The 13,164-nt window shown below is 66.8% G+C and carries 11 protein-coding genes and 1 pseudogene; 4 read left to right on the forward strand and 8 right to left on the reverse strand.

The window, feature by feature from the left end:
- Positions 1-18: 18 nt before the first annotated feature.
- Positions 19-2,430 (reverse strand): DUF3772 domain-containing protein, encoded by a 2,412-nt coding sequence (locus tag AC3ANX_RS09610; protein WP_488336774.1) that lies wholly within the window; start codon positions 2,428-2,430, stop codon positions 19-21.
- A gap of 95 nt (positions 2,431-2,525) precedes the next feature.
- Between AC3ANX_RS09610 and AC3ANX_RS09615 the strand changes: the two genes are divergently transcribed.
- Together AC3ANX_RS09615 and AC3ANX_RS09620 are read left to right on the forward strand one after the other, a co-directional pair.
- Positions 2,526-3,194 carry a UPF0149 family protein gene (locus AC3ANX_RS09615; protein ID WP_488336775.1) on the forward strand — a complete coding sequence of 223 codons (669 nt, stop codon included), beginning with the start codon at positions 2,526-2,528 and terminating at the stop codon, positions 3,192-3,194.
- A gap of 88 nt (positions 3,195-3,282) precedes the next feature.
- The gene (locus AC3ANX_RS09620) at positions 3,283-5,673 is read left to right on the forward strand and encodes a PAS domain S-box protein (RefSeq protein ID WP_488336776.1); all 2,391 of its coding nucleotides are present in this window, start codon (positions 3,283-3,285) and stop codon (positions 5,671-5,673) included.
- A 56-nt stretch (positions 5,674-5,729) separates the two neighbouring features.
- On the opposite strand, the gene AC3ANX_RS09625 is transcribed toward AC3ANX_RS09620, so the two are convergent.
- The 7 genes and pseudogenes from AC3ANX_RS09625 to AC3ANX_RS09655 all read right to left on the reverse strand — a co-directional run bounded on the left by AC3ANX_RS09625 (position 5,730) and on the right by AC3ANX_RS09655 (position 10,818).
- Positions 5,730-6,302: a CC0125/CC1285 family lipoprotein gene (locus tag AC3ANX_RS09625; protein WP_488336777.1), complete on the reverse strand. Its 573-nt coding sequence runs from the start codon at positions 6,300-6,302 to the stop codon at positions 5,730-5,732.
- A 209-nt stretch (positions 6,303-6,511) separates the two neighbouring features.
- Positions 6,512-6,787 carry an HPr family phosphocarrier protein gene (locus tag AC3ANX_RS09630; RefSeq protein WP_488336778.1) on the reverse strand — a complete coding sequence of 92 codons (276 nt, stop codon included), beginning with the start codon at positions 6,785-6,787 and terminating at the stop codon, positions 6,512-6,514.
- Positions 6,784-7,191 carry a PTS sugar transporter subunit IIA gene (locus AC3ANX_RS09635; RefSeq protein WP_488336779.1) on the reverse strand — a complete coding sequence of 136 codons (408 nt, stop codon included), beginning with the start codon at positions 7,189-7,191 and terminating at the stop codon, positions 6,784-6,786. The genes AC3ANX_RS09630 and AC3ANX_RS09635 overlap by 4 nt, the downstream gene beginning before the upstream one ends.
- Before the next feature lie 16 nt (positions 7,192-7,207).
- Positions 7,208-8,107, reverse strand: a complete 900-nt coding sequence (gene rapZ / locus AC3ANX_RS09640) for an RNase adapter RapZ (RefSeq protein WP_488336920.1) — start codon at positions 8,105-8,107, stop codon at positions 7,208-7,210.
- A gap of 71 nt (positions 8,108-8,178) precedes the next feature.
- Positions 8,179-8,577 (reverse strand): annotated as a pseudogene (locus AC3ANX_RS09645) (HPr kinase/phosphorylase); the annotation flags it as partial.
- On the reverse strand, positions 8,574-10,142 hold the full coding sequence (locus tag AC3ANX_RS09650) for a sensor histidine kinase (RefSeq protein ID WP_488336780.1): 1,569 nt from the start codon (positions 10,140-10,142) through the stop codon (positions 8,574-8,576). The pseudogene AC3ANX_RS09645 and the gene AC3ANX_RS09650, both read right to left, overlap by 4 nt.
- Positions 10,111-10,818, reverse strand: coding sequence for a response regulator (locus AC3ANX_RS09655; protein WP_488336781.1), 708 nt, complete (start codon positions 10,816-10,818; stop codon positions 10,111-10,113). Before AC3ANX_RS09655 ends, AC3ANX_RS09650 begins: the two co-directional genes overlap by 32 nt.
- Before the next feature lie 159 nt (positions 10,819-10,977).
- Between AC3ANX_RS09655 and AC3ANX_RS09660 the strand changes: the two genes are divergently transcribed.
- A complete protein-coding gene (locus tag AC3ANX_RS09660) occupies positions 10,978-12,585 on the forward strand; it encodes a phosphoenolpyruvate carboxykinase (protein WP_488336782.1) in 1,608 nt (535 codons plus the stop codon).
- A 140-nt stretch (positions 12,586-12,725) separates the two neighbouring features.
- Positions 12,726-13,046 carry a hypothetical protein gene (locus tag AC3ANX_RS09665; protein WP_488336783.1) on the forward strand — a complete coding sequence of 107 codons (321 nt, stop codon included), beginning with the start codon at positions 12,726-12,728 and terminating at the stop codon, positions 13,044-13,046.
- Positions 13,047-13,164: the final 118 nt, after the last annotated feature.

A 13,164-nucleotide genomic window follows, 5' to 3' on the forward strand; every position in this document is an offset into this window, starting at 1 on the left:
CTAAGCGCTTCGTTCCCCTCAGCTTTTCGTCACCTTCGCACCCGCATCCTCGTCGCCGATGATGCCTTGCGCGCCCGCCGGCTGCGCGCCGATCCACTGCACTTGCTGCGGCGTCGTGCCGAGTTCGATGCCCGCCGCGGGCAGTTTGGACAGAAGCTCGAACCAGATGTCGCTCCGCGTCGGATAGACCGAGCGGGGCGAATTCACATATGCGAAGCTGTTGAAGTTGATCCGCCCGTCGAGCACGGAGTCGATGAACAGCACCGGCACGGGATCGTCGAGCACCGCCGCCTGCGCGGTGTAGATCGCCATCAGCATCTCGCGCACCTGCGCGATGTCGCTGCCGATCGGCACGGAGAATTGCAGCTGGATGCGGCCGAGCGGATCGGCCAGCGTCTTGTTGACAATCGATTTGGTGATGAGTTCGGAATTGGGAACGATCAGCGTCGACCGGTCGCCGATCTGGATTTCGGTGGCGCGCACGCTGATCCGCTTCACGTCACCTTCCTGATCGCCGATCCGCACCCAGTCACCGATCTTGACCGGTCGCTCGGCGAGCAGGATCAGCCCCGACACGAAGTTCTGCGTGATCGCCTGCAAGCCGAAGCCGATACCGACCGACAAAGCGGAGAGCAGCAGCGCGATCCGCTCGATGCCGATGCCGAGCGACGCGAGCGACCACAGCACCGCGAGGATCAGCCCGGTGTAGCGCGCCACCATCGCGATTGAATTGCGCGCGCCGGCGTCCAGTTCGGTGGCGGGCAGATAGCGGGTGGTGAGCCACGTCTGGATGCCGCGCGTCGCGAACAGCCCCGCCACCAGCACCGCCAACGCGCGCAGGATCGCTCCCGGAGAGATCGTCACCTGGCCGATCGTGATGCCTTCGGCGACCTGGCCGATTTGCCCGAACAGCGAGGGGATGTCCGATCCGAACGGGAACAGCACCAGTCCCGCGGCGATAAGGATCATCAGCAGCCGCAGCAGCGCGGAGAGTGCCACGCCGAACTGGTCGATCAGGCTGCGGCGCACGCCGAAGCCCTGGTGGAAGACGTCGGCGACCTTGCCGTCGCGGCGGAACACCGTGCAGCAGATATCGTCGATGCTGACGAGGACGAGGTAGAGCGCCGCGGCGACCACCGCGATCCATACGGTGAAGCGCGCGAGGAAATAGCCGAACGCGACGTAGCCGGTGGCGAGCGATACGACCGATACCGCCAGCACGCCCCAGGTGGCGAGCGACAGGAACGCGATCACCGATTGGTCGCCGCGCTCCTCCTCCGCCTCCTGCACCGCGCCCGCGCGCAGCCGCGCACCGGTCAGCAGGATACCGAACATGAGCACGATGTAGAGGATGGCCGCTGTCACCTCGGTCAGCGCCTGCACCGGCCCGCTCGCGCCGACGCCACCGCGCACCGCGATCAGCAGCACGCTCAGCATCGTCACGGCGGCGGCCGCAAAGGTCCATGGGCGCAAGCGGTTGGCAGTATCGTCGGTGATCGCGATCAGCCGCCAGGAGGATTGCCGCCGCTGGAGCAGCGCCCCGCCCAGCGCGGCGATCAGCGCGGCGATGAAGCAGCTTTGCTCGAAATTACCGGCGACCTTGTCCCACGCCGGCGCGATCATGCCCGCACCGCGTAAGCCGCTCACCAGGGCGACCGCAGCGAGCCACGGCACCAGCGTGCCGACCAGCGTCAGCCACAGCGCCAGCCCCGAACGGCGGATGCGGTTGCCCGGCACACGCTCGATCACGTAGCGGCGCCCCGCCATCCGCAGCGCGACGCGCACCGGCCAGATCAGCACGATCGCGAGCGCCAGCCCGAGCAGCGCGGCCGGCAGTCCGCCGTGCAGCGCGCCCGTGCCGATCGCGTCGGTCTCCGCAGCCACGAAGGCGGACAGCCGCCGGCCGTCGCGCGGCAGCGAGCGGAACAGCGGCCCCCAGAAACCGGGGGTGAGCGGAGAGGCGGTCTGTACCGACATGCGTTCGGAGAACGCCTCGGCACGGCTCCGCCCGATTTCGGTGGAAAGCTGGTCAGCCTCGGTGCCGAGCAGTTTGCCGCGCTTGATGGCGGAGTCGACCACCGAGCGCTGCCGCGCGAGCAATTTGCGCTGCGCCTGAATGTCGGGCGTCTCGACCACCCCGGGCGTCACCGGGCCGAGCTGCGCGATGCGGGCATCGATCAACTGAAGCTGCGCAGTCAGCGCGGCGACTTGAGCATTACTGTCCTGCTGCACCGCATCGGCGCGATCCTGAAGCGACTGCGCCTCGTTGGGATCGGTATGGCCGTTGAACGCCGCGTCGATCGCATCGAACTCGCTGCCGTCGTGATCGAGCGCGCGGGTCGCGGCGATGATCGGGTCGATATCCTGCGCAGCTACGGGCGTGATCGCCGAGAGGCCGAGCAGAAGCGGGAGAAGGAGACGCCATGTCATGCCGCTGCCCTACCGCCTGCGGCGCGGCGCGCCCAGCCTCTACGCGCTGGAACGAGAGGGGCGACACAGCGGCGGAGCACGGGTAAGGGCGTGTCATGGCAAGTCCCCGGCTCCGTTTCCCATCCCGCTTCCGCCGCCTTGATGAGATCCTCGCCGATCTGCCGATGGACGATCCGATGTTGCTGACCGAACTCGACGGGTATCTTACCGGCGTCGCGCTATCCCCCGAGCCGATGACGCAAAGCGAGTGGCTGCCGCCGATCTGGGACGGGGCGTTTGGCGAGGAAGCGCCGTTCGAAGACCCGATCGACGTGCGGCTGTTCGCGGAGATGGTGACCGCGCGGCTCGCGGAGATCCTGCGCGATCTCGCGCGCGGCAAGCCCCAGCCGATCTTCGATGTCGATCCTCGCAGCGGCGAACCGTTGTGGGAGGAATGGATCGACGGATTTGCGATGGCGATGGCGCTGCGGCCGGAAAGCTGGTCCGCTCTCGAGGGTGGCGACGCGGCGGAGGCGCTCGCCGACATGCTGACGTTGATCGCGGTCGCGCGCGACGAGACCGAGCTGACCAGCGCCGAGATCAACGCGATCTGCGACGAAGCACCCACGCGCATTCCGCGCGATGTGCTGGCGGTGTACGCGCGGCGGAACGGGCCAGCCGAGCCGACACCGGCCATCGCCAGCCGCGTCGCGAAGCCAGGTCGCAACGACCCGTGCTCGTGCGGTTCGGGCAAGAAGTTCAAACGCTGCTGCGGCGCGAGCTGAGCGCTTCCCTGACCCGATTTGGGCCGTATGCGGCCATATCGGAACCGTCCTGTCGCCGATATGTTCGGTCGATGCTCGAACGACGATCATGCGAGACATTCCGGATGGGCCTGCGACGGTGGTGAATAGTGAAACGGCTTCGGACGAAACCTTCCTCGCCGGCGGTGGCGAACTCGGCCACCTGATCGCGCGGTTCGCGTGGGAGCGGACCAGCATCGGCCCGATCGGGGACTGGCCGACCGAAATGAAGACGATGCTCGCCTTCGTCCTGCGCTCTCCGGTGCCGATCGTGACGTTGTGGGGCGAACAGGGGGTGATGATCTACAACGACGCCTATCGCGCGTTCGCGGGCGGGCGTCACCCCGCCATCCTCGGCACCAACGTGCTGGAAGGCTGGCACGAAGTCGCCGATTTCAACGCTAACGTGATGCAAAAAGTGTATCGCGAGGGCGGCACCCTGTCCTATCAGGATCAGGAGCTTACGCTGATCCGTGACGGCACCGCGCGGCGGCTGTGGACCGATCTCGAGTATTCGCCCGCGTTCGACGCGAGCGGTACGCCGATCGGTGTAATCGCGGTCGTGATCGAGACGACCGAGAAGGTGCTCGCCAACCAGAGGTTGCAGGACGACCGCAACCGGCTGTGGGGGATCTCGCAGGATCTGCTGCTGGTCTGCACGTTCGAGGGCGTCATCACCGCCGTCAACCCATCCGCCACGCGCATGCTGGGCTGGAGCGAGGACGAGATGGTCGGCCACCGGCTCGACGAGTTCCTCCATCCCGAGGACCTCGCCAGCACCGCCGCAGAAGTCGGCAAGCTCAGCGACGGCATGACGACGCTCGCGTTCGAGAACCGCTATCGTACGCGCGAGGGCGGATACCGGCTGCTCGCGTGGACTGCGGTGCCCGATGCCGGACGCATCCACGCGGTCGGCCGCGACATCACCGACGAACGCCGGCTGGAGCGTGATCGGGAGCGGATCTGGACGCTGTCGCCGATCCTGAAGGTCGTCACGGATGGTGAAGGCGTGATCGCCGACATCAACCCGTCGTGGACGCGCCTGCTCGGCTGGAGCCGGGAGGAGACGCTCGGGAAACGCTCGACCGATTTCATGGTGGATGACGAGGCGAACTGGCACGCGCGCGTCGCTGCGCTGAAGTCCGGCCAGTCGTTGTTCGAATATCAGACGATCCTGTGGACCAAGGCGGACGAGCGGCGCGTCATCAAATGGACCACCGTACCCGAAAACGGCACCTTCTATGGCTTCGGCCATGACGTGACCGCGGAAGTCGAAGCGGCCGCGGCCCTCGCCGAGACCGAGGCGGCGCTGCGCCAGGCGCAGAAGATGGAAGCGGTCGGGCAGCTCACCGGCGGTATCGCGCATGATTTCAACAACCTCCTGCAAGGCATCACCGGCAGCCTGGAGATCGTCCAGCGCCGCGTCGCGCAGGGCAAGATCGACGACCTCAATCGGTTCATCGGTGGTGCGACCACGGCGGCCAACCGCGCGGCGGCGCTGACCCACCGGCTACTCGCCTTCTCGCGCCGCCAGCCGCTCGATCCCAAGCCGGTGCGGGCCAACGCTCTGGTCGCCTCGATGGAGGATCTGCTGCGCCGCACGATCGGCGAGCGGGTCGATCTCGAAATGGTGCTGGCGGGAGGCTTGTGGATCACCAAGTGCGACCCCAACCAGCTCGAAAGCGCGATCCTGAACCTCGCGATCAACGCGCGCGACGCCATGCCCGATGGCGGCAAGCTCACCATAGAGACCTGCAACGCACATCTCGATCGTGTCTATGTCAGCAAACAGAAGGGTGTGCGGCCCGGCCAGTACGTCTGCATCTGCGTGAGCGACACCGGCACCGGCATGGATGCCGACACGATCGCCAAGGCGTTCGAGCCGTTCTTCACCACCAAGCCGATCGGGCAGGGGACCGGGCTTGGCCTGTCGATGATCTACGGCTTCGCCCAGCAGTCCGAAGGCCATGCCAAGATCTACAGCGAGATCGGCGCGGGAACCACGTTCAAGCTGTACCTGCCGCGCCACCACGGCGATGTGGAGCGCGAGGATGCGCCATCCCGCCCGGCGCCCGCGCAAAAGGCGCAGGAGGGTGAGGTCGTCCTCGTCGTCGAAGACGAGCCGGTGGTGCGCGGGTTGATCCTCGAGGAGCTGGAGGAACTCGGTTACGCCGCGCTGGAGGCGTTCGACGGGCCGAGCGGCCTCGAACTGCTCCGCTCGAAACACCGTATCGACCTGCTCATCACCGACATGGGGTTGCCCGGGATCAACGGGCGACAGCTTGCCGATGCGGCGCGCGCGTTGCGGGCGGATCTGCCGGTGCTGTTCATGACCGGCTATGCGGAGAATGCCGCATTGGCGTCAGGCTTCCTCGAACCCGGTATGGAGATGATCACCAAGCCGTTCGCGATGGAGGCGCTCGCCACCCGCGTCCGTGCGATCCTGACGCAACGGCGCTGATCGCTGCGTTCGCGCCGGCGTTCGGGTTGGGAAGTCCCGAACGCCGGACGCGAGCGTTACCGCTTGTTCGGTTGCGGCATCACGATTGAGGGGCCGAGGTGCTGGATGACGTCGCGCGCGTCGAAAGCACGCACGTTGCGGTCGGGTTTGGGGCCGTGACCCATCACGATCTCCGCATGCGCTTCGAACTTGTCGATCGTCTGGACGTCGATGCTGCGATCCCAGAACGGATCGCCGCCGAACGGCTCCCACGAACGCCAGCCGAAGCCGCGCCCGTAATAGCGCCAGCTCGGACCCCAACCGCCGTACAGACCGCCGAACCCGCCATAGCCCCCGAACGCCGGCGTTGCGAAGGTGCGGGTGCTCTTGTCGGTCTGGCGATCGGCGAGGACGAAATAGTCGAAGCCCTGTTGCACGGTGAGTTCGGCCGCGCGGTACAACAGATAGCGCTCCACCGTCTCACGCGGGGTGTAGCCGTTGCCGGCGAAGCTGACCATGAAGCGGTTCGCCTCGATCTGACGATCGCTATAGCCGGTACGGTCGTACCCGGAGCCGGCGGCGGGACGATAGGTGGTCTGGGTCGCGCAGCCCGCCGCGAGCAGGGTGGTGGCGAGCAGGGCGCCGGTCATGGCGCGTTTCAGGACGGGGGGCAGCGTTCGGGTCGGAAACATTCGGGCCTCCAGATGCAGACGCCCGCGGCGAACGGAGCCGGTGGCGCGTCGGATGAGAAACGTCCGAACGAGCATAAAGACGCGCGCGCCGATGTCGCATGACAAATATGATATCAACGGCTTAGCATACGTTAAGCCACGGATTGTCGAGGAATTCCGCGCCGACCTCAGTCCTCGCCGAAGCGCGCCTCGACCAGTTCGACGAGCGCGCCGACCGCCTCTTCGGCGCCGTCGCCCTCGGCCCGGATGATGATCGAATCACCCATCGCCGCGCCGAGCATCATCAGCCCCATGATCGAGGTGCCTGTCACCGAGCCGGCCCCGTCCTTTTCGACCGCGACCTCGCAAGGTTGCGTCGAGGCGAGCGTCACGAACTTCGCGCTCGCCCGCGCGTGCAGGCCGCGCTTGTTCGTGATGAGAACCGTCCGTGTAACCTGGCTCACGCCGCCGCCTCTCCCAATACTTCGGATGCGACCGATATGTATTTGCGGCCAGCTTCGCGCGCCGCAGCGACCGCGTCCACCACTTTCATCGACTTGCGTGCCGATTCGAGCCGGATCAGCATCGGCAGGTTGATGCCAGCGATTACCTCGACCCGCCCGCGCTCCATCAGCGAGATCGCGAGATTGGAAGGGGTGCCGCCGAACAGATCGGTCAGCACGATCACGCCGCGCCCGCCGTCGACCGCCTTGATGGCGGTGTCGATATCGTTGCGGCGCGCCTCCATGTCGTCCTCAGGCCCGATCGCGACGGTCGCGACCTGCGCCTGCTTGCCGACGACATGCTCCATCGCGGTCACGAATTCGTCGGCGAGCCGGCCGTGTGTCACCAATACGAGCCCGATCATCGCGCAAACCCGATCATCACTTCTGTTTCCCGTCCCCGTCGGCTGCCGCATGGGCGCCCTCCAGCGAGTCTTGCGGCGCCGCAGCAAGATCGCGATGCGTGACCGTGGGCGAAAAACCGGCGTCACGCAACCTTGACGCCACCCGTTCGGTGACGTGGACCGAGCGGTGTCTCCCGCCGGTACAGCCGAACGCGATCGTGACGTAGGATTTCCCCTCCGCCCTGTATCGGGGCAGCAGCAGCAGCAGCAGCGATTCGATCTGGCCGAGCGCGGCGTCATACGCCGGATCGCCCGCGACATAGGCGCTGACATCGGCGTCGAGCCCGGTGCCCGGGCGCAGTTCCGGCACCCAATGCGGGTTGCGCAGGAAGCGCATGTCGAACACCAGATCAGCCCCGCGCGGAATGCCGCGTGCGAAACCGAACGACATCACCTGAAGCGTCGGCTCGCCGAGTCCTTCGCCCGAGAAGGTCGAGCGGACCTGCTGCGCCAGTTCGTTGGCGGTGAGATCGGTGGTATCGATCAGCCGGTTTGCCCAGGTTCTGAGCGGTGCGAGCAGCTCGCGTTCGCGCGCGATGCCGTCCGCCGCCGGGCGGTCGAGCGCGAGCGGGTGCCGCCGCCGCGTCTCCGAATAGCGCCGCGCAAGCTCGCCGCCCGCGCAATCGAGAAAGAGCGTGCCGATATCGAGCTTATGCCCCGCGCGCAGCGACTCGATGCGGGCGACGATCTTGCCCGGATCGAAGTCGCGCGTACGTGCATCGATACCGATCGCGAGCGGCTGCGACGAACCCTCCGCACCCTCGGGCAGAGGCGCGCTGAGCAGCCGGTCGAGCAACACCAGCGGCAGATTGTCGACGATCTCCCAGCCGAGATCCTCCAGCGTCCGCAGCACGGTCGACTTACCCGCGCCGGACATGCCGGTGACGAGAAGGATGTCCTTGCGCTCGCCCGTAGCCGTACCCGTCATATCGCCTCGTCCATCGCGCGCTTCAGCGCCAGTTCCACCTTGATCGCCGCCGAAGCCTCATGAGGATCGACCCGCAGCAGCGGAATGGCAACTCCGGTAAATGCCTCAGTCAGCCCCGTCTCGGGCATTCTGTCGACCACCTCGGCCAAACGCACCGCCAGCACGACCGGTGCCGTGGCAAGGTGCGGCATGGGTACGATGCCGATGCCGCGCACCTCCATCAGCCCGGCGATCGTTGCGGGCGCGGCGGCGATCAACACGCCATCCGCCACGGTGAGTTTGGTCTGGTCGTCACTCACCAGCACCGCGCCGCGATCGATCAGCCGCAGCGCGAGGTCGGACTTGCCGCTACCCGATGGTCCGAGCAGCAGCAATGCTCTCCCCTCGATCGCGACGCAGGTGGCATGGACGCGCATCATCCGCGTGACCCAAGCGGAAGCCGCACCACGAAGCGCGCACCGTGCAAGCGGTCCTCGCGCGATTCGACGTGGATCGTGCCGTGGTGCGCCTCGACGATGGTGCGTGCGATGGCGAGGCCGAGCCCGGAATGCTTGCCGAACGTTTCGCCCTCGGGCCGGAAGGAGTGGAAGCGGTCGAACACCGTCTCGCGCGATTCCTCGGGCACACCGGGGCCTTCGTCCTCGACGCGCACCACCAGATCGTCGCCGTCCGTCATCGCCGAGATCGCGACGACGCCGTGTTCGGGCGAGAAGGAGATGGCGTTGTCGATCAGATTCTCGAACACCCGCTCCAGCCGTGCGCCCTCGCCCTGCACGGTGAGCGGAACCGCCGGGGGGCGATCGAAGCGGAGCACCACGTCATGCTCCACTCCGCGCGCCTCACGCTGCGCAATCAGGCCGGCGAGCAGCGCGCCGAGATCGACGCTCTCGAACTTGGCGCGGCTGAGCTGCGCATCGAGCCGCGACGCCTCCGCTATGTCGGTGATGAGCCGGTCGAGCCGGTGCACGTCGTCGCGCACGATCGCGAGCAGCCGCTGCTGAAGCTCGGGATCGCGCACGCTCGCCAGCCCCTCGACCGCCGAGCGCAACGAGGCAAGGGGGTTCTTCATCTCGTGCGTCACGTCGGCGGCGAACGCCTCGATCGCGTCGATCCGCGCGCGGAGCGCAAGGCTCATGTCCGAGAGAGCCCGCGCCAGCATGCCGATCTCGTCGCGGCGTGAGGGCAGGCGCGGCACCACCACCTCGCGCGCACGCCCCATCCGCACCCGCACCGCCGAGCGCGCGAGCCGTCGCAGCGGCCGCACGATCGTGCGCGCGAGGAACAGCGACAGCAGCACCGACACGATCGACACGATCAGCAGCACCACGCTCAGCCGGAAGCGTTCGAGCCGCACTGTCTGCGTGATGTCACGCGCGTTGACCGTCGTCATCACCACGCCGCCGCCTGGCACCGGCGCGGCGGCGGTGATGACGGGGGTGCGATCGGGCGCGCGCCATACGTTGGCGGGAGCGATCCCGGTCGTGCGCGCGGCGCGGACCACCGGCCAGTCGAGCCCGGTACGGCGTTCGCGGTACAGTGGCACCCGCGGCGCGCCCACGACCGTATCGATCATCGCATCGAGGAACCGCGCGGCGGACAGGCCCCAGCCTTGTTTGTCCGGGTCGGCGAGCACGAAGTTGCGTAAGCCCAGCGCGCGCGTGTCGAGCACGCTGCGTGCCGCGCCGTCGTACAGGCGGATGCGCGCACCGGTATCGCGCGCCAGCCGCAACGCCACGCCCGCGCGCTCGCCCGGATCGACGGCGCCGAGCGCTTCCGCGATCAGCCGCGCCTCGCGCTGTGCCTGCGCGACGCGGCTGTCGACGATGCGGCTGCGGTAGGAATCGAGGTAGAAGAAGCCGCCTGCCAGCAGCGCGAGCGCGAACACGTTGACGAACAGGATGCGCGGCGTGAGCGAGACGCGCGCGGACCAGCGTAACGTCAGTTCGCGGTCGTCACTCCTCGGAGAAGCGATAACCGGCACCATAAAGCGTCTCAATCGCGTCGAACTCGGGGTCGCTCTGGCGGAACTTGCGCCGCACGCGCTTGATGTGGCTGTCGATCGTGCGATCGTCGACGTAGATGTCGTCCTGATAGGCGGCATCCATCAACTGGTTGCGCGTCTTCACCACGCCGGGCCGTTGCGCCAGTGCCTCGAGGATCAGGAATTCGGTGACGGTCAGCGTCACGTCCGCGCCGTTCCACGTCACCTTGTGGCGCGAGGTGTCCATCGTCAGCCGCCCGCGTACCAGCACGACGTCGGCGGGATCGTCATGGTCGGGCGTGCCGGCCTGCGACACTTCGGTACGGCGCAGGATCGCGCGGATGCGTGCGATGAGCAGCCGCTGCGAGAACGGTTTGGCGATATAGTCGTCCGCCCCCATCGCCAGGCCGAGCGCCTCGTCCAGTTCGTCGTCCTTGGAGGTCAGGAAGATCACCGGCACCATGCTCTTTTCGCGCATGCGCCGCAGCAGCTCCAGCCCGTCCATGCGCGGCATCTTGATATCGAAGATGGCGAGATCGGGCGGGTTCTCGATCAGCGCCTTCAGCGCGGTCTCGCCATCCGAATAGACCCGCGTCAGGAACCCTTCGGCCTGAAGCGCGATCGAGACCGAGGTGAGGATGTTGCGATCATCATCGACAAGCGCGATCGTAGCCGTCATCGGCGCGGGAACCTTCGTTGCTGGGTGCCTGCGTTAGTCCAAAGCGGACCAGCGCTCAATCCTCACCAGTTTGACCGGGCCGGAAGCGGGCGATATGCCTTGGCGCGTGCAAAGACACGCGCACGATCGGTACGATCGGCGACCTGGGGAGAATGACATATGAGCGAGCGGATTCCTGATGCCGGCCTGGCCGCACAAGGTATTGAGACGAAAGCGAAAGTGAACTGGAACCTGCCGACCGCACGGTTGGTCGAGGAAGCAGTCGCACGCGGCGAGGGAAAGCTCTCGGTCGACGGTGCGCTGGTGGTGGAGACCGGCGCACACACCGGCCGATCCGCGCAGGACAAGTTCATCGTCCGCGATGCCGAAACCGAGAATACCGTCTGGTGGGGCAAGACCAACAAGGGCATGACGCCTGAGCATTTCGCCGCGCTGAAGGCCGATTTCCTCGCGGCGCTCGCCGACAAGGACGAGCTGTTCGTGCAGGATCTGTTCGGCGGGTCGCAGCCCGAATATCGCGTACACGTGCGCGTCATCAACGAACTGGCGTGGCACAACAGCTTCATCCGCACGTTGCTGGTGCGGCCGGAGGAGGGTGACCTCAAAGGGTTCGCACCCGAATACACCATTATCGACCTGCCGAGCTTCCGCGCCGATCCCGCCCGCCACGGTTCGCGCACCGAGACGGTGATCGCGGTCAACTTCACCGAACGGCTGATCCTGATCGGCGGCACGCGCTATGCCGGCGAGATGAAGAAGTCGGTGTTCGGCCTGCTTAACTACAAGCTGCCGCCGATGGGGGTGATGCCGATGCATTGCTCCGCCAACATCGGTCCGAATGGCGATACGGCAGTGTTCTTCGGCCTGTCGGGAACCGGCAAGACGACGCTGTCGGCCGACGCCAGCCGCACGTTGATCGGCGATGACGAGCATGGCTGGTCGGACACGGCCGTCTTCAATTTCGAGGGCGGCTGCTACGCCAAGATGATCAACCTCTCGCCCGAGGCGGAGCCGGAAATCTACGCAACGACAAAGCGTTTCGGCACGATCCTCGAAAACGTCGTGATGAACGCCGACACGCGCGAACTCGACTTCAACGACAACAGCCTCGCCGAGAACAGCCGGGGATCGTACCCGATCGACTTCATCCCCAATACATCGGCAGAGAATATGGGGCCGGTGCCGAAGAACGTCATCTTCCTGACCGCGGACGCTTACGGCGTGCTGCCGCCGATCGCGAAGTTGACGCCCGAACAGGCGATGTACCATTTCCTCTCGGGCTATACCGCGCGCGTGGCGGGCACCGAGATCGGCGTCACCGAACCGTCGGCGACCTTCTCGACCTGCTTCGGCGCGCCGTTCATGCCGCGTCACCCGTCGGTGTACGGCAATCTCCTCAAGGAGCGGATCGCCAAGGGCGGGGTCGATTGCTGGCTGGTCAACACCGGCTGGACCGGCGGCAAGTACGGCGTCGGCCGCCGCATGCCGATCCGTGCGACGCGCGCGCTGCTCAACGCGGCGCTGGACGGCAGCCTCAACGGCGCGGAATTCCGTACCGACCCGAACTTCGGCTTCAAGGTGCCGGTGGCGGTCACCGGCGTCGACACCGCGATCCTCGATCCGCGCGACACCTGGGCGGACAAGGACGCGTATGACGCGACGGCGGCGAAGCTGGTCGACCAGTTCGTCGAGAACTTCGCCGACTTCGCCGATCACGTCGATGCGGGCGTGCTTCAGGCCGCGCCCAAGGCGGCCGAAAACGTGTGATGACCTCGGGGGCAACAGTCGCCTAGGCGGCCGGTGCCCCCGCTAGGCGGCTGCGCATCGCGACGGGCGGAACGATCTCGCACCTGATCCTGTGGCATGGTAGGCGAACTGTCCGGGACGCCAGCTACAAGGATATGGTCATGGGATTGCTCGACGGATTGCTCGCGCAGGTCGCTCAGAATGTCGATGTCGCGAACCTCGCGGAGAAGGTCGGTATCTCGCCCGAACAGGCGGAAGCCGCGATCGCCGCGCTCGCGCATGCCCACACCGCGCCGAGCGATACGGTCGCGACCGCAGCCGACCATACCGGGCTCCCGACCGACACGCTCCAGCAGATCATCGACCACCTCGGCGGCGAGGGTTCGCTCGGCCACCTCGCAAGCGCCTTGCAGAGTGAGGCGGGGCAAAGCGTGCTCGGGCAGTTGGGCGGTCTTGCCGGCGGGTTGTTTGGGCGGAAGTGATCGTCCGGCGCCGTCGGTGAGGTCCGGCGCCGCTCCGGTTCGCGGCGGGCGTACGCTTCTGTCGAGGGCGGAATATCCTGAGCTTCGCCGCGACGCTGCGACCGGGAGCAGGTGGCAC

Source organism: Sphingomonas sp. BRN-1R (assembly GCF_057748035.1).

What these genes read in the sequence shown, in the direction of transcription:
- AC3ANX_RS09610 (WP_488336774.1), bottom strand. Translation starts at nt 2,430, where the DNA reads ATGACATGGCGTCTCCTTCTCCCGCTTCTGCTCGGCCTCTCGGCGATC.
- AC3ANX_RS09615 (WP_488336775.1), top strand. Translation starts at nt 2,526, where the DNA reads ATGGCAAGTCCCCGGCTCCGTTTCCCATCCCGCTTCCGCCGCCTTGAT.
- AC3ANX_RS09620 (WP_488336776.1), top strand. Translation starts at nt 3,283, where the DNA reads ATGCGAGACATTCCGGATGGGCCTGCGACGGTGGTGAATAGTGAAACG.
- AC3ANX_RS09625 (WP_488336777.1), bottom strand. Translation starts at nt 6,302, where the DNA reads ATGACCGGCGCCCTGCTCGCCACCACCCTGCTCGCGGCGGGCTGCGCG.
- AC3ANX_RS09635 (WP_488336779.1), bottom strand. Translation starts at nt 7,191, where the DNA reads ATGATCGGGCTCGTATTGGTGACACACGGCCGGCTCGCCGACGAATTC.
- rapZ (WP_488336920.1), bottom strand. Translation starts at nt 8,107, where the DNA reads ATGTCCGGCGCGGGTAAGTCGACCGTGCTGCGGACGCTGGAGGATCTC.
- AC3ANX_RS09650 (WP_488336780.1), bottom strand. Translation starts at nt 10,142, where the DNA reads ATGGTGCCGGTTATCGCTTCTCCGAGGAGTGACGACCGCGAACTGACG.
- AC3ANX_RS09655 (WP_488336781.1), bottom strand. Translation starts at nt 10,818, where the DNA reads ATGACGGCTACGATCGCGCTTGTCGATGATGATCGCAACATCCTCACC.
- AC3ANX_RS09660 (WP_488336782.1), top strand. Translation starts at nt 10,978, where the DNA reads ATGAGCGAGCGGATTCCTGATGCCGGCCTGGCCGCACAAGGTATTGAG.
- AC3ANX_RS09665 (WP_488336783.1), top strand. Translation starts at nt 12,726, where the DNA reads ATGGGATTGCTCGACGGATTGCTCGCGCAGGTCGCTCAGAATGTCGAT.